The organism is Desulfovibrio sp. X2, from assembly GCF_000422205.1.
Lineage (GTDB): Bacteria > Desulfobacterota > Desulfovibrionia > Desulfovibrionales > Desulfovibrionaceae > Alkalidesulfovibrio.
Map to the genome: position 1 here is coordinate 1 of NZ_ATHV01000035.1, position 22,730 is coordinate 22,730.

Annotated in this window: 13 protein-coding genes; 5 read left to right on the forward strand and 8 right to left on the reverse strand. The window is 70.7% G+C overall.

All coding sequences use genetic code 11. The features are described 5' to 3' along the window. Nucleotides 1-283: 283 nt before the first annotated feature. Nucleotides 284-1,498 (forward strand): sodium/calcium exchanger membrane region, encoded by a 1,215-nt coding sequence (locus tag DSX2_RS11570; protein WP_020881283.1) that lies wholly within the window; start codon nucleotides 284-286, stop codon nucleotides 1,496-1,498. A 97-nt stretch (nucleotides 1,499-1,595) separates the two neighbouring features. On the opposite strand, the gene DSX2_RS11575 is transcribed toward DSX2_RS11570, so the two are convergent. The 6 genes from DSX2_RS11575 to DSX2_RS11600 all read right to left on the reverse strand — a co-directional run bounded on the left by DSX2_RS11575 (nucleotide 1,596) and on the right by DSX2_RS11600 (nucleotide 13,731). Further along, on the reverse strand, nucleotides 1,596-2,507 hold the full coding sequence (locus DSX2_RS11575; RefSeq protein ID WP_020881284.1) for a diguanylate cyclase: 912 nt from the start codon (nucleotides 2,505-2,507) through the stop codon (nucleotides 1,596-1,598). Next, nucleotides 2,504-7,438, reverse strand: coding sequence for a PAS domain S-box protein (locus DSX2_RS17665; RefSeq protein ID WP_020881285.1), 4,935 nt, complete (start codon nucleotides 7,436-7,438; stop codon nucleotides 2,504-2,506). Before DSX2_RS17665 ends, DSX2_RS11575 begins: the two co-directional genes overlap by 4 nt. Before the next feature lie 142 nt (nucleotides 7,439-7,580). Beyond that, nucleotides 7,581-10,082 carry a glucans biosynthesis glucosyltransferase MdoH gene (gene mdoH, locus DSX2_RS11585; protein ID WP_020881286.1) on the reverse strand — a complete coding sequence of 834 codons (2,502 nt, stop codon included), beginning with the start codon at nucleotides 10,080-10,082 and terminating at the stop codon, nucleotides 7,581-7,583. Between the two features lies 1 nt (nucleotide 10,083). Continuing rightward, nucleotides 10,084-11,742 (reverse strand): glucan biosynthesis protein, encoded by a 1,659-nt coding sequence (locus DSX2_RS11590; protein ID WP_020881287.1) that lies wholly within the window; start codon nucleotides 11,740-11,742, stop codon nucleotides 10,084-10,086. Nucleotides 11,743-11,806: 64 nt separating this feature from the next. After that, the gene (locus DSX2_RS11595) at nucleotides 11,807-12,832 is read right to left on the reverse strand and encodes a glycosyltransferase family 2 protein (RefSeq protein ID WP_020881288.1); all 1,026 of its coding nucleotides are present in this window, start codon (nucleotides 12,830-12,832) and stop codon (nucleotides 11,807-11,809) included. A 41-nt stretch (nucleotides 12,833-12,873) separates the two neighbouring features. Further along, nucleotides 12,874-13,731 carry a carbohydrate deacetylase gene (locus tag DSX2_RS11600; protein ID WP_020881289.1) on the reverse strand — a complete coding sequence of 286 codons (858 nt, stop codon included), beginning with the start codon at nucleotides 13,729-13,731 and terminating at the stop codon, nucleotides 12,874-12,876. Nucleotides 13,732-14,509: 778 nt separating this feature from the next. On the opposite strand from DSX2_RS11600, the gene DSX2_RS11605 reads away from it, so the two are divergent. The 3 genes from DSX2_RS11605 to DSX2_RS11615 are packed head-to-tail and all read left to right on the forward strand — an operon-like array spanning nucleotide 14,510 to nucleotide 16,768. Continuing rightward, nucleotides 14,510-15,475, forward strand: a complete 966-nt coding sequence (locus DSX2_RS11605; RefSeq protein ID WP_020881290.1) for a hypothetical protein — start codon at nucleotides 14,510-14,512, stop codon at nucleotides 15,473-15,475. A 9-nt stretch (nucleotides 15,476-15,484) separates the two neighbouring features. Next, the gene (locus tag DSX2_RS18360) at nucleotides 15,485-16,354 is read left to right on the forward strand and encodes a hypothetical protein (RefSeq protein WP_020881291.1); all 870 of its coding nucleotides are present in this window, start codon (nucleotides 15,485-15,487) and stop codon (nucleotides 16,352-16,354) included. Between the two features lie 12 nt (nucleotides 16,355-16,366). Further along, complete coding sequence (locus DSX2_RS11615) at nucleotides 16,367-16,768, forward strand: hypothetical protein (RefSeq protein ID WP_020881292.1); 402 nt, start codon at nucleotides 16,367-16,369, stop codon at nucleotides 16,766-16,768. Nucleotides 16,769-17,416: 648 nt separating this feature from the next. Here DSX2_RS11615 and DSX2_RS17670 read toward each other — a convergent pair. Together DSX2_RS17670 and DSX2_RS17675 are read right to left on the reverse strand one after the other, a co-directional pair. Next, a complete protein-coding gene (locus DSX2_RS17670) occupies nucleotides 17,417-19,696 on the reverse strand; it encodes a response regulator (RefSeq protein ID WP_020881293.1) in 2,280 nt (759 codons plus the stop codon). A gap of 18 nt (nucleotides 19,697-19,714) precedes the next feature. Beyond that, complete coding sequence (locus DSX2_RS17675; RefSeq protein ID WP_020881294.1) at nucleotides 19,715-20,536, reverse strand: ABC transporter substrate-binding protein; 822 nt, start codon at nucleotides 20,534-20,536, stop codon at nucleotides 19,715-19,717. Nucleotides 20,537-21,182: 646 nt separating this feature from the next. On the opposite strand from DSX2_RS17675, the gene DSX2_RS17680 reads away from it, so the two are divergent. Next, nucleotides 21,183-22,475 (forward strand): hypothetical protein, encoded by a 1,293-nt coding sequence (locus tag DSX2_RS17680; protein WP_020881295.1) that lies wholly within the window; start codon nucleotides 21,183-21,185, stop codon nucleotides 22,473-22,475. Nucleotides 22,476-22,730 lie beyond the last annotated feature (255 nt).

Genomic DNA, 22,730 nt, shown 5'->3' on the forward strand with positions numbered 1-22,730 from the left:
CCGAGGGATAATCCCTCCCTGGCCGCCGGAGGCATCTTCGTCCCCTCTCCGTCCTCTTCCCCCGCTGCCCTCCCCTGCAGATTGACAACCCGTCCGCCTCGCACTATCTTTCCCGAACCCAAAGGGGAGTAGCTGTTTCGGGCACGGTCAACAATCTCGCGGGGTTACCTGCTGGCCGTGTCGTCGGTCGTGGCCGATCGGTGAGACCTTTGGCATGCGTTGCGCGTGCCGAAGGTTTTTTTGTGGCCGCGCGGAACCGGCCTTCGAGCCGAACGAGGAACCGATGCGAAAGCTCCTGCCCCTGCTGCTCTCCGCCCTGGCCTGCCTGCCGGGCCTCCTCCTGAACCTTTCCGGCGCGCACATGTCGCCCCCGCTCACGGCGGGCATCTCCGGCCTGGCCATCCTGGGGGCGTCGTTCCTACTGCTGTGGGCCTGCGACGTGGCCCAGGCGGACATCCCGCAGGCCCTGGCCCTGGCCGTGGTGGCGCTCATCGCGGTGCTGCCGGAATACGCGGTGGACATGTACTTCACCTGGATGGCCGGGGCGCATCCCGAGTCGAACTACGCGCACTTCGCCATCGCCAACATGACGGGCGCGAACCGGCTGCTGATCGGCGTGGCCTGGGCGGTGATCGTGTTCCTCGGCTGGTGGCGCACGCGCGAGGCGATCACCCTGACCGAGGACCGGCGCACCGAGGTGCTGTTCCTGGGCTTGGCCACGCTCTACGCGCTGGTGATCCCGATCAAGGGGTCGCTCGCGTGGTACGACGGCGTGGTGCTGGTCTCGCTCTACGTCTGGTACATCCGCATCGCCTCCAAGCGGCCGTGCGAGGAGTGCGAGCTGGAGGGCCCGGCCGAGGTGCTGGGCGCGCTGCCCGCCAGATGGCGCAGGCTGGCCACGGCGGGGCTCTTCCTGTTCGCGGCCGGGGTCATCGTGGCCAACGCGGAGCCGTTCTCCGAGGGGCTGGTGGGCACGGGCCGGGTGCTGCACGTGAACGAGTTCCTGCTCGTGCAGTGGCTGGCGCCGGTGGCCTCGGAGGCGCCGGAGTTCATCGTGGCGATCATGTTCGCGCTGCGCGGCATGGGCGGGGTGGCGCTGGCCTCGCTGCTCTCGGCCAAGCTGAACCAGTGGACGCTGCTCGTGGGCATGATCCCGGGCGTGTACGGCCTGTCGCTCGGCTCCTTCGCCCATCCCATCCCCATGGACCACTTCCAGATGAACGAGCTCCTGCTGACCGCGGCGCAGTCGCTGCTGGCGGTGGGCATGCTCTCCAACCTGCGCCTCTCGCTGCGCGAGGCCGCGGTGCTGCTGGCGCTCTTCGCGGTGCAGTTCCTGGCGCCCGTGGTGCCGCAGGCGCTGCTGGACCATCTTCCCATCCACGCCACGGGCCAGGAGCTGCACGTCCTGACCTCCACGGCGTACTTCGCGGGCTTCCTGCTCCTGCTCCCCCGCCACGGCCGCGACATGGCCGCGCTGCGCACGGGCTTTCGCGCCTAGCGAGCGGCAACGTGCCGGTCGGGCGGTTCCGGCGCGGCGGTCCCGCCGCGCCTGTCCTGCGGGGGCGGTCTTGGGGGGGCTTGGGGGGGGCCTGGGACTATTCGCCCACGGGGCCGCTGACGCGGTTGCGCCCGGCTTTCTTCGCGTAATAGAGCGCGTCGTCCGCGAGCTGGACGAGGTCGTGCGGCGGCAGGTCCGCGGTGGGTATGAGCGTGGCCACGCCGAGGCTGGCCGTGACCACGGGCGCCGTGGGCGAGGCCTCGTGCGGCAGGTTCAGGGCGACGACCGAGGCGCGCAGCTTCTCGGCCAACTTGGTGGCGCCGTCGTGGTCCGTGTCCGGCAGGATGCAGGCGAACTCCTCGCCGCCCCAGCGGGCCACGAGGTCTGCCGGGCGCCGCACGCCCGCGGCCAGGGCCAGGGCCACGCGGCGCAGGCACTCGTCGCCCAGGAGGTGGCCGGAGGCGTCGTTGTAGGCCTTGAAGTGGTCGATGTCGCACAGGATCATGGACAACGGCGACGAGGTGCGCTGCGCCCTGCGCCATTCGGCCTCCAACACCTCGTCGAAGCGGCGGCGGTTGGCGATGCCGGTCAGGCCGTCCACGGCCGAGAGGCGGCGCAGCACGTCGCGGTAGCGCTTGAGCTCCAGGTGGTTGCGCACGCGGGCGCGCACGATGGGCGGGCTGATGGGCTTGGTCACGTAGTCGATGGCCCCGGCGTCCAGGCCGCGCGTCTCCTCCTCTTCCTGGGACAGGGCGGTGACGAAGATGACCGGGATGTCGATGGTCTCGGGCAGGGACTTGAGCTCGGAGCAGACACGGTAGCCGTCCATGTCCGGCATCATCACGTCGAGCAGGATGAGGTCCGGCTGCTCGGTGCGGGCCAGCTCCAGGGCGTCCTTGCCGGTGGTGGCGAAGAGCACTTCGACCTCGTCGCCGAGGCTGGCGGAGAGGACCTCGATGTTCTCGGGGTTGTCGTCCACGATGAGCACGGACTGGCGATGGATGGTCATTGCGCTGCCTCCCGCACGGGAATGCCCAGCTTCTCGGCGAGCCCGCGCAGCATGATCCGGGCGGTCTTGAAATCGAGGCGCGAGAGGTTCTCGCGGATCTCCTGGAAGAGGTCGCCGCACTGATCCGCGCCCACGGCGTCGGCGAAGTCCTCGAAGGAGCGGCGCGCGCCCAGGCTGTTGCGGGCAAGCTGCGCGTCCAGCTCCGCGAGCGCGGGCTCGAGGCGCGCGGCGTGCCCGGCATCGAGCAGGCGCACGGCGCCCTGCACGCAGGCCTCCTCGGGCGAGGCGGTGAAGGCGGCGCGGATCCCCGCGCAGACCGTGGCCAGGGCCGCGGCGAGGCCGGGCAGGAGCTCTTCGGCCTCCGCGCCTTTCCCCTCGGCCAGGAGCTTGTCCGCGCGCTCGGCCAGGGCGAAGACCTCGCCCGCGGCCAGGGTTCCGGACGCCCCCTTCAGGGAGTGGGCGAAGCGCCGCGCGGTGGACGGGTCGCCCTGCGCGATCAGGGAGCGCAGCGTGTTCGCGGCGTCCTCGTAGCGCTCGGCGAAGCTCAAGAGCAGCTTGACCGTCAGGTCGCGGCTGCGCGAGCTGTGGCGCAGCGCCTCGCGCATGTCCACGCCCGGCACCTCGGGCAGGGCGGCGGAGCCCTCGCGGGCCTGGGGCGGCGCGGGCGCGCGACGAAGGAGGTCCGGCTTGTCCGGCCCGCCGAGCCAGCGGTTGAGCACGCCCACCAGGCGGTCCGGGTCCACGGGCTTGGGCACGTGGTCGTTCATGCCCGCGCGCAGGCAGCGCCGCCGCTCCGAGGCCATGGCGTGGGCGGTCATGGCGATGATGGGGAGGCTCGCCAGGCCGAGGTCCTCGCGGATGGCGGCCGTGGCCTCGTAGCCGTCCATGACCGGCATCTGCACGTCCATGAGCACGGCGGCGTAGCCGCTCGGGTCGGCGGCCAGGCGCTCCACGGCCTCGCGCCCGTCCGCCGCGGTGTCCACGCGCAGCCCCGCGTTGTGCAGGATCTCTATGGCCACCTCGCGGTTGATCTCGTTGTCCTCCACCAGCAGCACGCGCGCGCCCCTGGCGTGGGCCTCTATGCGCCGCGCGCCCTCGGCCGCCTCGTCGCCGCCCGGCATGCGGCCGAAGACCTCCATGATCACGTCGTGCAGGGAGGAGGCGCTGACGGGCTTTTGCAGCACCGCGTCCGGCCTCTCCTCGCCCGCGGCCTGCAGGAGCTCGTCGCGGTCGTGCGCGGTGACCATGACGACGGTGGGCGGATGGGCCAGGGTCTCGTCCTCGCGCATGCGGCGGGAGGCCTCGAGCCCGTCCATGTCGGGCATGCGCCGGTCCATGAGCACTAGATCGAAGGGCCTGCCCTCCTGCGAGGCCGCGCGCAGCGCGTCCAGCGCCTGCGCGCCCGAGGCGGCCAGGCGGCTGGTGTAGCCCATGGAATGCAGCATGTCCGCGAGGATGTCGCGCGCCGTGGTGCTGTCGTCCACGACCAGGACGTGCAGCCCGCGCAGGTCCCCGGCCGGGGTCGCGGGGCCGGCGGGCTGCCCCGCGGGCAGGCCGAACTCGGCCGAGAAGGCGAAGGTGCTGCCCTCGCCCGGCACGCTCTCCACGCGGATGGAGCCGCCCATCATCTCCACCAGGCGGCGGCAGATGGACAAGCCGAGGCCGGTGCCGCCGTAACGGCGGGTGGTGGAGCCGTCCGCCTGGGTGAAGGGGCGGAAGAGGCGCATCTGCTCCTCGGGCGTCATGCCGATGCCCGAGTCGCGCACGGAAAAGCGCAGGCGCACGCCGTCCTTCCAGCGGTCCGCGACGGAGACCGAAACCACGACCTCGCCGTGCTCGGTGAACTTCACGGCGTTGCCCGCCAGGTTCAGGAGCACCTGCCCCAGGCGCACGGGGTCGCCCACCAGGAAGCGGGGCACGTCCGCGGCCGGGGCCAGGAAGAGCTCGAGCCCCTTCTCCTCGGCCTTGTAGGCCAGGGTGTCGGAAAGCTGCGCCAGGACCTCGTCCAGGCCGAAGGCCGTGCGCTCGAACTCCAGGCGGCCCGCCTCGATCTTGGAGAAGTCCAGGATGTCGTTGATGATCGTGAGCAGCGAGGAGGCCGAGGTGCCGATCTTCTCCAGGTAGCCGCGCTGCCGGGCGGAGAGCTGGGTGCGCTTGGCGAGCATGGTCAGCCCCAGGATGGCGTTCATGGGCGTCCTGATCTCGTGGCTCATGTTGGCCAGGAACTCGGACTTGGCGCGCGTGGCGGCCTCGGCCTGGGCGCGCGCCTCGCGCAGCTCGGCCTCGGCGGCCTTGGCCTCGGTCACGTCGCGGGCGATGGCGAAGACGAGGCCCGTCTCGCGGTCGGCCACGGCCTTCCAGGAGAGCCAGCGCCAGGTGCCGTCCTTGCGGGCGAAGCGGTTCTCGAAGTCGATGGCGCTCCTGCCGTCGCGCAGGTGCATGCCCATGTCCCGGGAGGACTCGCGGTCCTCGGGATGGACGAACTCGATGTACGGGCGTCCGGTCAGCTCCTCCGCGCTCCAGCCGAGCGTCTCGGTCCAGGCCGGGGAGACCTGGCGCAGGTAGCCGTCCATGGTGCCGATGCACACGAGGTCCAGGGAGACGGTGAAGAACATCTCCTGTTCCTGCCGCAGCCGCCTGCTCTCGGTGACGTCCTCGCCCGAGGCCAGCACGCCGGAGACGCGGCCCTGCTCGTCGTAGAGCAGCGTGCTGTTCCAGGCCACCATGCGCTCCCCGCCCCTGGCGCCGACCACCGGCACCTCCAGGTGCTCGGCCGGGCCGCTTGCGCCCGTGACGAAACGGTCGAAGTTCTCGCGCACGCCCGCGCGCAGGGATTCGGGCATGAAGGAGAAGGCGTCGCGGCCGAGCAGCCCGGTCTCGTCGTCGAAGCCGAACAGGGCGCAGCCCTGGCGGTTGATGCGCCGGATGCGTCCCTCGGTGTCCAGGACCAGAAGGGTGATCGCGGCCACGTCGAAGTACAGGCGCGCGCTCTCCTTCTCGCGGCGCAGGGCCTCGGCGGTTTCCTGGCGCTCGGTGACGTCGTTGATGATCTGCAGCAGGTGGCGTTGCCCGCCGCTCTCGAAGGTGCCCAGCCCGCACTCGAGCCAGACCCTGCGGCCGAAGCTGGTGACGATCTGCAGCGAGACCTCGGCCTGGATGCCGCTTTGCAGCACCTCGTCGGCCGTATCCAGCAGCCCGGAGTCGCGCCAGGAGGGGATCTCGCGGAAGTTCATGGCCAGCATGGCCTTGATCGTGCCCCCGAGGATGGAGGCCGCGGCCTGGTTGGCCTGGATGCACTGCCCGTCCTCGCGGAAGGCGACGATGCCGAGCGGCGACTCGGAGATGATGCGCTCGTTGAACTCCGAGAGCTCCATGAGGCGGCGCTCGGCCAGCTTGCGGCCGCTGACGTCGCGAAAGACGCTGCAGGCCCGCACGCGGCCCGCGCTGTCGGTGTACAGGCTCGAGGAGACCTCGGCCGTGATCGTGCCGCCGTCCTTGCGCCTGAGCCGCATCTCCCCGGCCGCCCAGCCGTTCTGCTCGCGCTCGGAGCGGAAGGTGTCCGCGGCCGGGTCGCTGGGGTCGACCATGCCCTCGCGGCCGATGCGCCTGAACTCCTCGGCGCTCCAGCCGAGGATCTGCGTGGCCGCGGGGTTGGCCTCGAAGATGGTGCCGTCGGGCGAGGCCATGAGCAGGCCGTCGGTGGTGGACTCGAAGAAGGAGCGGTAGCGGGCCTCGGTGTCGGCCAGATCGGCCGCGGCCTGCTTGACGTTGGTGATGTCCTCGTGGCTGACCACCACGCGGCCGTCGCCTCCCTCGAGGCGGCCCACGCGCATGTTCATCCACAGGCGGGCGCCGTCCGGGGCATGGCAGGAGTACTCGACCACGAACTCGTCCGCCTCGCCCGCGATGACCTCGCGGATGCCCCGGGCGGCCTTCGCGGCCTCCTCGGCGTGCGGGCTGCAGGCGTTCTCGCAGACGCGCAGGTAGTCCGTGCCGGGCCCCACCTCCGGCCCCGAGAGGCCGCTGTCCGACGCGAAGGCGCGCCAGGAGCGGTTGGTCTGGATGATGGTCCCGCTGCTGTCCAGGATGGCCAGCTGGGCGCGCAGGGAGTGGAGGATCGCGCGGGAGAACTCCTCGCTCGCGCGCAGCCGCTCCTCGGCCGCGCGGGCCTCGGTGACGTCGTAGGCGAAGAAGGCCAGGCGTGCCACGCGGCCCTGGTCGTCGAGCACGGGCTGGATCGAGATGTCGTAGCGGCGGCCGAAGCGCTCGTCCTCGAAGCGCAGGGGACGGCGCGCGGTCAGCATCTCGTCCACCTTGGCGCGGCGCTGCGCGGCCACGCGGGGGGGAAAGAGGTCGAAGACGTTGCGGCCGAGGATGTCCTCGGCCGACAGGCCGAGGCGCGCGGCTCCGGTCCTGTTGCTGAGCAGGACGCGTCCGTCGGGTTCCATGAGGAAGGCGCTCTCCTGCAGGGCCTCGAGTACCGCGCGCATGTTCTTGCCCATCTCGCGCAGCTGGCGGTTGGCCTCGGTCAGCTCGGCCGTGCGCTCGGCCACGCGAACCTCGAGGAGATGGCGCCGCTTCTCGTCCTGCCGCTCCTTGCGGCCGCGCACGAGAATGTGGATGGCGAGCAGAAGCACCGCGGCGCCCAGGGCGAGGGCGAGGGCCTCCCGCTGGCGGATGCTCCGCTCGTGGTCGTCGGGAGCCTGCGCGGAGGCGGGTTGTTGCGACGCGACGCCGGAGGGAACGCCCTGCGGCGCGAAGGCGGCCGACTCCAGCTCGATGGAGCCGTGGCGGACGGCGGGGTCGGCGGCCGCGGCCTGCCCCGGCCACGACGCGAGGCACGCCGCGAGGGACAGCGCGAGCAGCGCCGCGGCGAGGCTCGGGCGCCACGCAGTGCGCCATGCATCACGCCGAACAGTGCACCGGCCCATGAAAAAGACCTTCACTTCCTGCATTCCCCCTGCGCGTGCCGCCCCCCCGGGCACCACAAATACATCAGACCAGCCGCGCCTTGCGGCGTCAAGAAACATAACGCGCCGTTGCAAGACAGCGCATTTACTGTATTTTTTTGGCTCAGGCCGCGAGCGTCACGCCGAAGCGCTCGGCGAGCACGGCGGGTGGAAGCGCCCACACGCGGACGTGCAGCTCGGCCATCAGCTCCGGGTCCACGAGAAGCAGCTTCTGCTCCTTCTTGGAGAGGGCCCGCGGCCCCTTTTCCAGGAACTTCTCGGCCAGGGCCGCGCGGCGCTCCCTGATGGACGGTGCCAGGGAGCGCGGACCGCGCAGCAGGCTCCTGTGCACGGCGTTGGTCAGGGGATCGGCCACGGCCCGGACGAAGCCCCAGCCGAGCGGGTCGGCCAGCCCCTCGGGCGGGTGCGAGAGGTGTTCCTCGCCCCTGTAGGTCTCGGCCAGCTCGGGCGGCCTCGCCATCTCGTCGGGCGTGACGAAGATGCGCAGGCGGCGCGCCAGGCGGCCGAGCGAGGCGCGCGAGGTCAGGCTCGAGAGCGGCGCGGCGAGGACGAGCGAGAAGATGATGGGGCAGGTCCACCAGAAGAAGGCCGGGTTCACGTGGTAGAGCAGCGCGCCCCAGACCACGGCGAAGACGGTGTCCAGGCCGTGGAAGCGGATGGCCTCGAGAAGCGGCGTGCCCGAGTCGCTGCGGTCCTGCGTGGGCCAGCCGAACTGGCGGCCGAGCAGCGTGTTGGCCACGAACTTGGTGTGGAACATCATGCGGATGGGCGCGAGCATGGTGGACAGGACCACGTCCGCCACGATGCCGAAGACCATGGCGAAGAAGCCGCCGAACTCCTTGCGCCTGCCCTTGGCGAGCATGAGCACGAGGCTCACGATCTTGGGCAGGAAGAGGAGCACGAAGGTCATGGCCATGACCACGAGCGCCCACAGGGGCTCCCAGACCGGCCATTCCGGGAAGAGCACCCGCTGCGCCGGGAAGTAGACCGGCACGGCCAGGGCCTCGAGCACGGCCTCCACCGTGGACAGCGCCAGGAAGACGAACCACAGGAAGGCCGAGAAATAGGACATGAAGCCGTTGAGGAACAGGAAGCGGTGCGCGGGCAGGAGCCCCTGCGTGAGCAGGAGCCGCATGTGCTGGATGTTGCCCTGGCACCAGCGGCGGTCGCGCTTGAGCTCGGCGAGCAGCGTGGGCGGGACCTCCTCCCAGGTGCCCTCGAGGTCGAAGGCCAGCCAGACGCCGTAGGCGGCGCGGCGCATGAGCGCGGCCTCCACGAAGTCGTGGCTCATGATGTCGCCGCCGAGCGGCGGCTTGCCCGGGAGCCGGGGCAGCCCGCAGTGCTTCATGAAGGGGCGGATGCGGATGAGCGCGTTGTGGCCCCAGTACTGCGCGTCGCCCAGCTGCCAGAAGTGCAGCCCCGCGGCGAACATGGGGCCGTAGAGGCGGTTGGCGAACTGCTGCGAGCGGGCGATGAGCGTCTCGCGGCCCGCGCAGCGCGGCGCGGTCTGCAGGATGCCGACGTGGCGGCGGCGCTCCATGATCTGGACCATGCGCGCGAGCGTGGGCCCGGACATGACCGAGTCCGCGTCCATGACCGCCATGTACTCGTAGCGCGCGCCGAAGCGGCGGCAGAAGTCCGCGATGTTGCCGGACTTGCGCTTCAGGTTCACCCTGCGGCGGCGGTAGAAGAGCCGCCCCTTGGCCCCGAGCTCGGTGCACAGCCGGGCCCACATGGCCTCCTCCTCCACCCAGCGGTCCGGGTCCTGGGAGTCGGAGAGGATGAAGAAATGAAAGCCCGAGAGCGCGCCCGCGCGGCGCAGCGAAAGGTAGGTGGCGCGGATGCCCGCGGCCGTGCGCTCGATCTCCTCGTTGCAGACCGGGAAGAGGATCGCGGTCATGGCCTTGCGCTCGGGATGGTGGCCCTCGCCCTCGTGCGCCTTGGCCGTGGTGACCACGAAGCGGTCGAAGCGGCGCAGGAGCGTCCAGAACCCGGCCATGGCCGTCCAGAAGCCGATGGAGATCCAGGCGAAGAGGATGGAGAAGACGGCCAGGATGGCCATCTCGAGCGGTGTGGAGCCCTTGTGGGGCAGCACCGCGCCCATGTTCAGGACCGCGAAGACCGTGGGCACGAAGACCAGGGTGGAGAGGATCAGGCGGCGGCGGGCCGCGATCTTCATCCACGGCTCGTTCAGGTACTCGCGCGCCAGGCGGCCGTTGACGAAGCCCTGCACCGGGCGCTTCTCGGCGTGGCGCTTCTTCCAGAGCCTGCGGTCCATCTCCTCGGGAATCATGTGGCTGCGCCTGAGCTCCGGACAGGGCTCGGGCACGTCCAGCGAGGCCACGGGGTCGATCAGCCCCTGGGCCAGGGCCACGGCGCGCGCCGTGAGGACCTCGGCGCTCTCGCCGGGCTTCGCGTCCAGGCGGCGCAGGGCCGTGAGGGCGATCTCCAGGCGGCGCGACTCGGCCAGGGGCAGGCGGCGCAGATAGGCCGTCAGCCTGCGCCCCGCCGCGTCCACGGCGGCGGGGTCGCAGGTCGAGGCACCGGCCGAGGCCGGTGCGCAGGCGGCCTGCGCGGCCGCCGTTATCTCGTCTTTCTCGTGCATGTCAGAGCTTGTAGGCGTAGCTCCACGTCTCGGTCAACGTGCGCGACTGGTCCTTCAGGTAGGCGCGCAGCTCCACGGGCGGGCGTTTGTCGAGCACCAGGTTCAGGCCCGCGGCCTCGTCGGGCACGATCCTGAAGGTCAGGCGCCAGTGGTTGTTGGCCGGGTTCTTCTCCACCTTCTGGGAGTAGAGGGTGGCGCCGGGGCCCACGGTGATGGTGGCCGAGACCGGGGCGTCGGAGGGCAGCTCGCGCAGCCCGGGGCCGTCGAACTCGATGACGAAGTCGCGGCTCTTGCCGTCCGGGTTGCGGCCGATGCGCGTGGCGCAGACGTAGCCCTCGGGCGGGATGTCCTTGAAGGGGCCGCCCCAGTAGATGCGGTAGTCGTACTTGGCGGCCTTGCCCGGCTCGGGCTGCTTGGCCGGGGACCAGAAGGCCACCATGTTGTCGTTGACGTCGCTGTCCGTGGGGATCTGCACGAGCTCGATCTGGCCCGGGCCCCACTCGCCCTGCGGCTCGACCCAGGCGCTGGGACGCAGCTCCTGGCGGGTGTCCAGGTCCTGGTAGTTCTCGAAGTCGCGGTCGCGCTGCATGAGGCCGAAGCCGCGGATGCCCGGGGCCTGGAAGGTGTTCACCTGCAGCGTGCGGGGGTTCTGCAGGGGCCTCCAGATCCACTCGCCGCTCTGCAGGTCGATGAGCAGGCCGTCGGAGTCGTGGATCTCGGGGCGGTAGTCGTTGAAGCGGCGCCCGGCGGAGTTCTCGCCGAAGAAGAACATGCTCGTGAGCGGCGCGATGCCGAGCTTCTCCACGGCCTTGCGCAAGAAGAGCACGCTGTGCACCTCGGTCACCGTGGGCAGGCCCGGGGTGGCCACGTAGCGGTAGGCGCCCGTGGCGCTCGGGCTGTCGAGCAGGGCGTAGATGGTGATGGACTTGTCCTTGGGACCCGGCTTCACGATCCAGAACTGGGAGAACCAGGGGAACTCCTCGCCCTTGGGCTGGGCCGTGTCGATGGCCAGGCCGCGCGCGGACAGGCCGTAGACCTCGCCCTTGCCCACGGCGCGCAGGTAGGAGGCGCCGAGGAAGACGAGGAACTCGTCCATCTTGGCCGAGGTGTTGATGTGCGTGTGCACGCGGAAGCCCGCGAAGCCGAGGTCGGAGGGGATCTCGTCCACGTGGGCCAGTCCGCCGTAGTCGAAGTCGTCCTTGCTGAAAGGCAGGAGCTGCGACTTGCCGTCGTCCACGATGTGGATGGTCACCGCGCGGTTGTAGTAGGAGCCGGTGTGGAAGAACTGCAGCTCGAAGGGCAGCTTCTCGTCGTGCCACAGGGCCTTCTCGGGCTTGAAGCGGATGACGCGCCAGGCGTCCTCGCCCTGCAGCAGGAAGGCGGGCACCTTGGAGGCCGGTTCCTTGTAGGGCTCGGCGGCGTTCTTCTTGGCCAGCGCCACGACGTCGTCGAAGCCGAAGGCCTGCTCGCTCTTGCCCGCGGGCTTCACGCTCGCGGCCCGGGGCTTTCCGGCGTCGGCCACCTGGCGGCCCGCCGCGCGGACCTTCTCCCTGGCGGCCTGGGCGGGCAGCGCCGCGGCCAGGAGAAGAAGAAGCGCCAGGAGCAGGCTGCCCGTGGCGGAAAGGGAAGACCGCAGGGTGCGGTCGGCGGTGGTCTGCATCGTTCGGATACCTCGCGTCTGGAGGCCTCGCCCTGGCCCGGAACGGGCCGCGCGGACGGGGCGGTTATTTACCAGTTTCGTCCTGTGGTTGCAAACGCGGCCCGGCGGCCGGGGTGGCCGGGAACGCCGGTGTCCTCGCGCGCGGCCCCTCGGGGCCGGACGCAGCCTGAAAGCCGGAGACCGCCTTGACCAGATAGGAGGGGCGGTCCTTGATCTCCTCGTAGATGCGGCCGATGTACTCGCCGATCACGCCGAGGCTGATCATGATGAAGCTGCCCACGATGAGCAGCGTGATGATGATCGTGGCGTAGCCCGAGACGGCCTCGCCCTGGAACCAGGACCACAGCGCCTCGCCGCCGACCCCGAGCCCGAGGAGCAGGGTCAGGGCGCCGAAGATGGTCACGATGCGCAGCGGCGTGGCCGAGAACGAGATGATGGCCGTGGCCGCGAGGCTTACGAGCATGCGCAGGGAGAACTTGCTCTCGCCCGCGCCGCGCTTGCCCACGGTGAAGCCCACCTGGACCTGGGGAAACCCCACCCAGGTGGCCAGGCCGCGGTAGAAGCGCCTGCGCTCGAGCATGCGCGAGCCGAGCACGGCCACGACCTCGGCGTCCAGCAGCTTGAAGTCCGAGCAGCCCTCGGCCTCGATGTCCCCGAGCTTCTCCAGGAGATAGTTGAACAGGCGGGCGCGCAGCCGGGTGGAGAACGACTCGTCCGGCCGCTCCTCCTTGACCGCGTGCACCACCTTGGCGCCCGCGCGCCAGCGCGCCACCATGGTCGGGATGAGCGCGGGCGGGTGCTGCAGGTCCGCGTCCATGGTCACCACGGCGTGGCCCGAGGCGGCGCGGAGCCCGGCCAGCAGCGCGGCCTCCTTGCCGAAGTTGCGCGACAGGGCCACGCAGCGCACGCGCGGGTCCTCGCGGTGAAGCGCGGCCACGGCGTCGAAGGTCCCGTCCGTGCTGCCGTCGTCCACCACGATGAGCTCGACGTCGAGGTCGAGCCCCTCGAGCGCGGCCAGGACCGTGCGCACGGTGCCGCCGATGCCTGCGGCCTCGTTCTTGGCGGGAATGACGATGCTCAGAAGCTGCATGTTTTCTCTCCTCGGGTGCCCGAAGACCTCGCGCCCCGAAATCAGGACCGCGCGGCCGCGAGGTCCGAGAAACGGACCAGCCGCGCGCCGCGTCCGGCCAGCAGGCGGCCGAACGCGGGGGAAAGGAGCGCCTCGAGCTCGCCTTCCCAGTCGTGGAAGGCGCGCAGGCGCTCGTCGGTTATCTCGGCCGGGTCGAAGCGGCCGGGGTGGCACATGAGCTCGTAGTCGCCCTCCCCGCGCACGCCCTTCACGAGGCGCGCGAGGTCCCCCGGCGTCAGGCGGCCGCTCTCGCCCGTGCCGAGCAGCACGGGCTGCGCCGCGCAGAAGTGCGAGGTGGGCCCGGCGCAGACGCGCAGGGCCTTGAAGACCAGCTCCTTGGCCAGCCGTTTCGCGGGCTGGGGCAGGCTGAGCGAGGTGCGCGGCGCGCGCACCCAGCGCACGCCGTTCTCGCGCGCCAGGGCGCGGGTCAGGCGGAAGAGCGGGGGCAGCATGTGGATGTGCTCGTGGGAGTTCAGGAAGACGAGACGGAGCCCGGCCTTGCGGCAGAGCGCGATCTGGGCGCGCCACTCCTCGGCCACCGCGGCCACGGGGATGCGCCCGGCGAGCACGGACAGGGCGGCCGTGCCCAGCGGCGGGAACCTGCCCGCCCAGCCGCGGCAGATCCGGCGCATGCGCTCGGTCAGGGGCTCGCCCGCCGTGAGCACGAGGTGGGCCCCGGCGTCGGCGCCGCCGCCGCGCTGCGCGGCCAGCGGGAGCAGCTCCTCGGCCATGCCGAAGGCGCGGCCCGTGGCCATCACGCCCACGGCAGTGACCGCTCCGGCCTGCACGGCCTCGAGGATGCCCCTGCTGACGCAGGCATATACGCCGAAGTCATCGGCATTGACGATCAGACGCGCCATGCGTCCTCCCAGGAAATATGCGGCTTAGCGAAATCGCGGCGGCACCGGATACGCTGAGCCCCATGCGTCGTCAATCCCCCTGCGAAGGCGCGCCGGGCGCGCCCTGGCGGTCGGGGAGCGCGCGGGCTCCCCGGGTCCCTCACGGGCCTTGGCATCAAGCATCCTTTCTTATAGCCCCCGCAGCGTCCAGGCAACCTTTTTGCCACACGCGAGTCGCTCCTCACGCGCACCCCGGCGCACCCCGGAAAAAATTCTTCCGCCGCCCTCCCCTGCGCGTCCCAGAGGCTTGGCAAGATAACCTCTCACAATCATGGTCTTTTTCCCTACGCTCCGGAAACGGTGTGCCACCTCTTTGTGCAACATGCCGCCGCGACTGGCGAAAAAATAGCGCGCAGCGGACAAGGGCGTTTTCTGTTTTCCATGCCGCAACGGGTCGGAACCACTGGCCGATCTTTCCGGCGCCGCGCGGGGCGGAAGTCCGTCAACACCCCGCACGGGCCCTGACGCGCCCCGGGGCGCCCGGCGGCGCCCGGCGGGTTTTTCCGGGGTGAGACTTCGCCCATCGCAAGGGAGGCCGTTCCGTCCGCCCGACCCGCCCCGGCCGTCCGGCCGGGCCCGCACGCGCCGGTGATCCCGGGCAGGGCCCGGCAAGGCCCAAGCTGGGACGCGGCCCGGGCGGGCGGGACGCTCCGACCAGGCTTCGCCGCGGGCTTTCCCGGGCGCATCACCCCTACCCTGCCCGGCCCGACGGCCCGGTCCGGGCGCACAGGAGGTCGCCATGACCCTGGCCACGACCCTGTCGCGCGAGCAGTACGCGACCAACGGACAGACCACGGTCTGGCCCGTGCCCTTCACCTTCTACGATCCCGCAGACATCGTCGTGGTCCTTTCCGACCCGGACGGCGGCAACCCGAGGACCCTGGCCCAGGACACGGACTACACGGTCGGCGGCGGCGACGGGCAGAACGGCTCCGTGCTCTGCCCGCCTTCCGGCCCGGCCCTGCCCGCGGGCTCGCTGCTGACCGTGTACCGCGACCTCGTGCTGGTGCAGGACCTGGACCTCGTGAACCTCGACGGCTTCGACGCCGACCTCGTGGAGCGCCAACTGGACCGCTCGCGCATGATCGACCAGCAGCTCCAGGAGCAGCTCGACCGCTGCCTGAAGTCCCCGGTCACCGACCCCGACGCCCTGACCTTCGAGACCGTGCAGGCCGAGCGCGCGGCCACGGCCGCGGCGGCCGCAGAGGCCCGAACGGCGCTCGGCGAGGCCGAGGCGGCCAGGAACGAGGCGGTGGCGGCGCGCGACGCGGCCGAGGGCTTCGCCGCGACCATCGACACCACGGGCTTCGCCCCCAAGGGGCACGCACACGAGATCGCGGACGTGGACGGGCTTTCCGAGGCGCTGGACGACGCAGTGAAGATCGACACGCCGGTCGTGCTCCAGGCGGGCTACGAGTCCCAGGAGTACTTCTTCGGCACCATGTCCGGGGCCATCGCCCCTTCCCTGGAGGAGTGGCGCGCGAGCGACATCTTCGTGCTCACCCTGGGCGCGGCCTCCACGCTCAACCTGACCAGCGTGCCCAACGGCTGCGTGAAGCTCATCCGGCTGAACCCGGCGGGCTTCGCCCTGTCCTTCTCCGGGGCCACGAAGATCAACGGCAGCGTGCCCGCGACCACGGCCTACCAGCTCGTGAGCGTGGTCAAGATCAGCGGCTACGTCATGGTCTACGTGGATTCCTTCTAGGAGGCCGCCATGCTCATCAAACCTGTCACGGCGCACAACCGCGTCATCAAGGCGACCATCCCGGCGGCCACCTACTCCAACCTCGACCTCAAGACCTGGCTCGCGGCGAACACCCTGTGGGACGGAGTCTCCCCGGCGAACTTCGACGTGGCCGTCGCCTCGGGCGCGGTCATCGGCTCCGCCTCCACGGGCAGCTACGCCATGACCGTCCAGGGCTTCCCGAGCGGGACGAAGATCACGCTCACGAACAACGGGCGCATCCAGGGGCGCGGAGGAAACGGCGGCGCCGGAGGCAGCGGATACAACGGTTCCAGCCCGATAACCTATGCGGCAAAGCCGGGTAATCCCGGTGGTGCCGGTGGTCCTGCGCTTTACATCGCCGCGGTCGGCGGCGGTTCGATCACCATCGACAATGCCGCCGGACAGATTTGGGGCGGCGGCGGCGGTGGCGGCGGCGGCGGTGCCGGATGGGTCTACACCACCAGTGAAGCGGGAGATTACTTCACCACCGGCGGCGGAGGCGGTGGCGGCGGCGGTGCGGGCCTATCAGTCGGCACCGGCGGCGGAGGCGGAGCGGCATTTACCGTACCGTCACTCTATGGAAACGGCACCACCATCACCGGCTCCACAGCCGGTGCAGGAACCGCCGCTGTAGGCGGAAGCGGAGCCACCGGCGGCTCCGGCTCGCATTCCGGGCAGGGACAGGCGGGCGGCGGCCCGGGGCTGGCCGGTACTCCGGGAGGAGCCGCGTACTGGTCCGGTGGAAGTGGAAGCTCCAACGGCGCAGGCGGAGCGGGCGGCGCTGCGGGCAAGGCAACGCAGGGGGCGGCAAACGCGACATGGACTGCAACCGGCGACCGGCGAGGAACCGTCGCCTAGGAGGAGAACCCTATGGCCTGGAAATGGCCCGACAATACGTACGTCAACGGCGAATGGCGCGGTCTGCCCGACCCCGTTACGGGCGTCCTGACCTGGCACGGGGCCGACTACCCCGCGCAGTGGGACGACGCCACCCGCGGGAAGTGGGGCGTCGTGTGGAGCGAGGAGCCCGGCGTGGACGGGGTCCCGAACACGATCATCCCGGCCAGCGACTTCGTGCGCCGCTTCGCGCCCGAGGAGCAGGCCGCGGTCTGGGCCAGCACGGAGCCGCAGGTGGTGGTCCTGCGCAACCTCGTGCTCTCGGCCCGCGAAGGCATCGACCTCGCGGCCCCGGAGACGCAGGACGGCATGACGCTCCTCGTCTCCCAGGGCCTCCTCGCCCGGGAACGGGCCGACGCCATCCTGGCGCCGTAGCCCCCCACGCGAAAGGCCGCGCCTTTTTCGCGCCCTGACCAGGGAGGGCTCCTCGCCCTCCCTGGACCCTCCCCGCAAGGGGTCACCCCTTGACCTCTCCCGCCTGCGGTACGCCCGGAGAATGGACACGGGCCGCCTGGGCGTGGAAAGTCGAAGATGAAAATTGCCGTGTGAAAACACCCTCCCCCCAAGGGCGCTCAAAAGGTGCCGGATGCAAGGCGCAAGGAAGAGGCAAGCCCGACGCGTAGTCCGCCTACGTGAGGGTTTGCCTCTTCCGCAGCAACGCGGCAGACGCCGCCTTTTCAGCAGCCCCGGCCGACGGCAGGCCCCCCTCCCCCCCAAGGGCGCCTTTGCAGCGGACCCGGGCCAACAGCGCCTCCCCCAAGGGTGCTCAAAAGGTGGCGGATGCAAGGCGCAAGGAAGAGGCAAGCCCGACGCGTAGTCCGCCTACGCGAGGGGTTGCCTCTTCCGCAGCAACGCGGCAGACGCCGCCTTTTCAGCCGCCCTTGGGCCGACGGCAGGCCCTCTCCCCCCCAAGGGCGCTCAAAAGGTGGCGGATGCAAGGCGCAAGGAAGAGGCAAGCCCGACGCGTAGTCCGCCTACGTGAGGGTTTGCCTCTTCCGCAGCAACGCAGCAGACGCCGCCTTTTCAGCGCCCTTGCCCTTGGAGGAGGCGCGCGACGAGTGCGACGAGAGCTTTGCGCTCGATGGGCTTGGCGATGTAGTCGTCCAGGCCCGCGTCGAGGAACTTCTCCCGGTCGCCGACCATGGCGTAGGCCGTCATGGCCACGATGGGCACGCCGCGCAGGTGCGCGTAGCGGTCCGAGGACCTGATGGCCCTGGTGGCCGCCACGCCGTCCATGCGCGGCATCTGGATGTCCATGAGGACGAGGTCGAAGGAGGCGTCCGCGAGCATGGCGAGCGCTTCCAGGCCGTCCTTGACGACCTCCACCTCGTAGCCCTCGCGCTCGAGGATTTTTCTGGTCGCGAGCCGGGTCACGGAGTCGTCCTCCGCCACCAGCACGCGCCGCTTCCCGCCCGGCCCGGGCGAAGGAGGCGGGACCGGCTCCGCGGCCTGCGCCCCGGGCGCGGCCGCGTGCAGGGGCAGCGAGAAATAGACGGAAGTGCCCCGTCCCACGGCGCTGTCCACGGCCACGGAGCCGCCCATGCACTCCGCGAGGCGCTTGACGATGGACAGGCCGAGCCCGGCGCCCTGATACCTGCGCACGAAGCTCTCCTCGCCCTGCACGAAGGGGTTGAAGATGTCGGCCAGCAGCTCGTCCGGGATGCCGGGCCCCTCGTCCGTGACGGCGAAGAGGACCGGCAGGACGTCGCCGCCCCGCGACGGCAGGGCGGACATCTCCACCGTTATCGTGCCCGAGTCGGCGAACTTGACCGCGTTGCCCACGAGATTGAAGAGGATCTGCTTGATCTTGCCCACGTCCCCCGAGAGCTGGGCGGGCAGGCCGGAGTCCGTGCGGACGGTGATGTGCAGGCCCTTGTCCATGGCCGGGACGTCGAAGGTCTCGAGGACGGACATGCCGAGCTCCGAGATCCCGAAGACCTCCTCCTCCACCTGCATCTTCCCGGCCTCGATGCGCGAGAGGTCGAGGATGTCGGACAGGAGTTCCGAAAGCCGCCGCGACGACTTCACGGCCAGATCCACGTAGCCGAGCTGCGCCTCGTCCCCTATCTCGCCGCGCAGCACCTGGAGCATTCCCAGGATGCCGTTCAGCGGGGTGCGGATCTCGTGGCTCATGTTGGCCAGGAAGACGGACTTGGCCCTGCTCGCCGCCTCGGCCTCCTCCTTGGAGCGGGTCAGCTCCTCCTCGGCGCGGATCCTGGCGGTGATGTCCTCGTAGACGCCGAGCACTCCCTCGACCTCGCCCGCATCGTCCAGCATCGGCAGCTTGTTGGTCTCGATCCAGACCTCCTCGCCGTCGGCGCGGCGCTGGGGCTCGCGGATGTGCCGCCGGGCCCGGCGCGTCTCGATGCAGAAGCGGTCGTCCATGTTGTAGCGCGCGGCCTCCTCGGGCTTCCAGGGCAGGTCGGCGTCGGTCTTGCCCACGATCATGGCCGGGGAGGCGAGCCCGGCGTCGCGCGCGAAGGCCGCGTTGCAGCCGCGGTAGACCAGGTCCTTGTCCTTCCAGAAGATGGACTGCGGCACCGTGTTCAGGACGTATTCGAGCAGCCTGCGGTTCCCGTTCAGCTGCTCGTAGCTCCGCCTGATCTCCCTGAACATGGTGTTGGCGGAATCCACGATCACGTCCAGTTCGTCGCCCGGCCTCGTCTTCCTGTCGAGCGAGAGCTCGCGGCTGCCGCCGTCGAAGGACAGGGCGCCCAGGCGGTCGGCGATGTCCGTCAGGTGGCGCGTGACCATGCGCTCGAAGAAGAGGTAGATGAAGAACGCGACGGAGCAGACGAGGAGCGCGAAGAGCAGCAGGCTCGAAAGGCTCTTCGCGAGCACCTCGCGGCGCATCCCGGTGGTGTCCGCCTGCAGGCGCAGGAAGCCGAGGGGGTGGAGGCCGTCCCGGTCCACGTAGACGATGGGCAGCTCCTCGGAGAGCACGCCGACGTCCCTGCTCGCCCCGGAAGACGCGAGCACGCGGCCGTCCACGATCACCGCGGCGTAGGAGATGCCCGGGAAGTTGCGCACCCCGTCCAGCTCGGCGGCCAGCATCTGGTCGTTGAAATTCCACAGGGACTTGGCCATTCCCTGGAGCTGGGTGTGCTCGATGAGCGTCAGGTGCCTGCGCACGGTCTCGATCTCGCCCCTGTAGAGCAGCGCGGCCTGCACGCCCGTGAGCACGAGGACCGCGAGCAGGCTCGCCAGCCCCACCCGCCAGAGCAGCCTGCGGCCTATCCGGCCGGGCCGCCCGGCGAGGGCGCCCGAGGCGTCGCGGGATTTCTTGCCGTCCATGTGGTTCATGCAGTGCTCGCCGCGCGTCTATTCGGGCAGCTTCACGGAGTGCTCCTGGAAGCGGCGCAGATGCTTCTGCAGGAGCCGTTCGGGAATCCCCTGTTCGTCGAGCCGCTCGAGGTTGCGGCTGAACTCCCCCACCCACGCCGCGCACGGCGAGCGGCGGCTGAAGCCGAAGTAGATGTCCTGGTCCGATATGGGCGGGCTCAGCGCGACGATGGGCTGCCCGAGATCGTGCGTCGCCAGGTAGGCCTCGCCCACGTAGAGGCCGGTCACGAAGTAGTCGATGTGCCCGGCGGCGAGCTTGCGGAAGTTGGAGTCCATGTCCGCGGCCTCGTCGATGCGCAGATGCTCGTGCCAGTACTCGTCGAAGCCGTTGCCGAAGGTGTCGCCCAGGCTGATGCCGCCCTTCCTGCCCTCGAGGTCGTCCCAGCTCCTGAACGCGAAGCCGCCCGCCTTGCGGGCGAAGACCACGATGGGGTTCGGGAAGGCGCGGTGCGTGGTGAACTCGAGATATTCCGAGCGCTCCGGGCGGATGCGCAGGCTGACGAGCAGGTCGATGCCGCCCTTTTGCGCCAGGTACATGGCCCGCTTCCACGGCGTGACCACAGGCACCAGCTCCACCCCCTTCGGGGCGGCCAGCTTAAGGAGGTCGATGCTCGCGCCCTCGAACGCGCCCTGGGCCGTGATCCAGTCGTAGGGCGGGTAGTGCGGATTGGTGGAGTAGCGTATCCGCGGGCAGGCGCGCATCGCGTCCTGCGCATTGGACGCCGCGCGCGCGGCGCACGGGGCGCAGAAGACGATGCAGGCCGCAAGAACGAGCAGCGTGGGCAACGAGGATCGGGACATGCGCCTCTCCCTTCCGGCCGCGACACTGCGGGGCGGGCCGCCGTACGGCTCTGCCGCAGGCCGCGATCACGGTACACTGCCTTTTGCATGCAGCAATCCGCCCCCTCTGTCCACCCGGGCGTCATTTCCGTCGAACATGAACCATCACACGCGGTTGCGATGAATTCATGCCTCTTTTCAACATGCTGCGGGGCCTCCGCCTGTCCGGCCGCATCTTTTGCGCACTGCGGGAGGCTTTTGAAATCTGGAAACTTCCAACGGCAACGCGCCGATTTTACAGGATGACAACCTCGATTCGTGATATTTTCGCTGCCCCTGCCGCAACATTTCGCAATGATTCGCAATGCGCCGCCGCTGCGCGCGGCCCCTCCCTGCCCGGGCCAGCCCGGGCAACATATCTGAAAAACTGGCGAAACAGCAGCCGGGGGGAGGCGCGCGAAAGCCGTCAACACCCCGGACGCGCCCCCGCGCGCCCCGTGGCGCCCTTACGCGCCCGGGCCGTTTTGCGCCCCCTACACTCTCGGGACACGTGGACGCCCCCGCCCCATCCCCGGGGCGGCGCGCCCCGCCCCTGCCGCCGCGGGCCGCGCGGGCGGGCGCGGGAGGCGTCCGCAACATCCGGCCCAAGGCCGGAAAAGGAGACCCGATGACACTGGACACCACCACCAACCGCGTGCAGTACCCCACGGACGGCCAGACCAAGGCCTTCGCCGTGCCCTTCGAGTTCCTGAAGGACACGGACCTCGTGGTCATCGTGTCCGAGGCGGACGGCTCGGCCCCGCAGACCCTGACCCTCGGCACGGACTACCTGGTCGGCGGCGGCAACGGCGCCACCGGCACCGTGACCTGCCCCGCCTCGGGCGATCCCCTGGCCGCGGGCAAGCTGCTGACCGTCCTGCGCGAGCTCATCATCGTCCAGGACACGGACGTGGGCGGCCTGGCCGGGCAGCTGGAGCGCGAGATCGACCGCTCGCGCATGATCGACCAGCAGCTCCAGGAGCAGATCGACCGCTGCGTGAAGTCCTCGCCCAGCGCGGGCACGTCGCTGTCCTACGACGACTTCGCGGCCGCCCGCGACGAGGCCCTGGCCGCGCGTGACGCTGCCCAGGCCGCCCAGGCCGGGGCCGAGACCGCCCAGAGCGCGGCGCAGAACGCCCAGACCGGCGCCGAGGCCGCCAAGGATGCGGCCGAGACGGCCCGCGACGAGGCCCAGTCCGCCGCGAACGGCGCCTCCTCCGCCAAGGACGCGGCCGAAGCCGCGCGTGACGCCGCCCAGACCGCCCAGACCGGCGCCGAAGCGGCCCAGTCCGCCGCCGAGACCGCCCGCGACGAGGCCCTGGCCTTTGCCGCCGGCCTGCCCTCCGGCACGGGCCACGGCGGGGAGTACATGCGCCAGAAGACGGGCGAGGACGGCCTGGAGTACCGCACGGCCGAGGAGACCCGCGCGGACCTGGGGCTGGGCGACCTGGCCACCAGGAACGCCGCCGACCTCTCCCTGCTGCCCGCGGGCGTGATCGTGCTCTGGTCCGGCGCCGTGAGCGCCGTGCCCACGGGCTGGGCCCTGTGCGACGGCACGAACGGCGCGCCCGACCTGCGCAACCGCTTCGTGGTCGGCGCGGGCAGCGGCTACGCCGTGGGCGCGACCGGCGGCGAGGCCACCCACACCCTGACCCAGGCCGAGATGCCGGTGCACACGCACACGGGCAGCTCCAGCTCCGCCGGGGCGCACACGCACACCATCAGCCCAGTTGGAGTCTCCACCTCCTCCGATGGAACCTGGGATCTCTGCACCGGTGGTGACGCAACCTCTGCTCACCAAAGGACGACGCAATCCGCCGGTGCCCACTCCCACACCATGTCCCTGAACAACGCGGGCTCGGGCGGGGCGCACGAGAACCGTCCGCCGTACTACGCGCTCTGCTACATCATGAAGCTCTAGGGGAGGCCCGCGACGACACGACCATAGGATTCCCGCGCGGGGCGCTCGTGCGCCCCGCGCCTCGCCTTCCTTCCTCCTTCCTTCCACACCCCGCCCCGCGGGGAGGGGCGCCCGGCCGCGGCCGGGCGCCTTTCCCCGCATCCCTTTTCCCCGCTGTTCCCGTCCCCGCCCCTTTCCCGGCGCGGGCCTTTCGGCGCGGCTTTTTCCACTTCCGGCTTCCTCTCGACCGGCCGGGCTGGTATGGTCGGCGGAGAC

What these genes read in the sequence shown, in the direction of transcription:
- DSX2_RS11570 (WP_020881283.1), top strand. Translation starts at nt 284, where the DNA reads ATGCGAAAGCTCCTGCCCCTGCTGCTCTCCGCCCTGGCCTGCCTGCCG.
- DSX2_RS11575 (WP_020881284.1), bottom strand. Translation starts at nt 2,507, where the DNA reads ATGACCATCCATCGCCAGTCCGTGCTCATCGTGGACGACAACCCCGAG.
- DSX2_RS17665 (WP_020881285.1), bottom strand. Translation starts at nt 7,438, where the DNA reads ATGGGCCGGTGCACTGTTCGGCGTGATGCATGGCGCACTGCGTGGCGC.
- mdoH (WP_020881286.1), bottom strand. Translation starts at nt 10,082, where the DNA reads ATGCACGAGAAAGACGAGATAACGGCGGCCGCGCAGGCCGCCTGCGCA.
- DSX2_RS11590 (WP_020881287.1), bottom strand. Translation starts at nt 11,742, where the DNA reads ATGCAGACCACCGCCGACCGCACCCTGCGGTCTTCCCTTTCCGCCACG.
- DSX2_RS11595 (WP_020881288.1), bottom strand. Translation starts at nt 12,832, where the DNA reads ATGCAGCTTCTGAGCATCGTCATTCCCGCCAAGAACGAGGCCGCAGGC.
- DSX2_RS11600 (WP_020881289.1), bottom strand. Translation starts at nt 13,731, where the DNA reads ATGGCGCGTCTGATCGTCAATGCCGATGACTTCGGCGTATATGCCTGC.
- DSX2_RS11605 (WP_020881290.1), top strand. Translation starts at nt 14,510, where the DNA reads ATGACCCTGGCCACGACCCTGTCGCGCGAGCAGTACGCGACCAACGGA.
- DSX2_RS18360 (WP_020881291.1), top strand. Translation starts at nt 15,485, where the DNA reads ATGCTCATCAAACCTGTCACGGCGCACAACCGCGTCATCAAGGCGACC.
- DSX2_RS11615 (WP_020881292.1), top strand. Translation starts at nt 16,367, where the DNA reads ATGGCCTGGAAATGGCCCGACAATACGTACGTCAACGGCGAATGGCGC.
- DSX2_RS17670 (WP_020881293.1), bottom strand. Translation starts at nt 19,696, where the DNA reads ATGAACCACATGGACGGCAAGAAATCCCGCGACGCCTCGGGCGCCCTC.
- DSX2_RS17675 (WP_020881294.1), bottom strand. Translation starts at nt 20,536, where the DNA reads ATGTCCCGATCCTCGTTGCCCACGCTGCTCGTTCTTGCGGCCTGCATC.
- DSX2_RS17680 (WP_020881295.1), top strand. Translation starts at nt 21,183, where the DNA reads ATGACACTGGACACCACCACCAACCGCGTGCAGTACCCCACGGACGGC.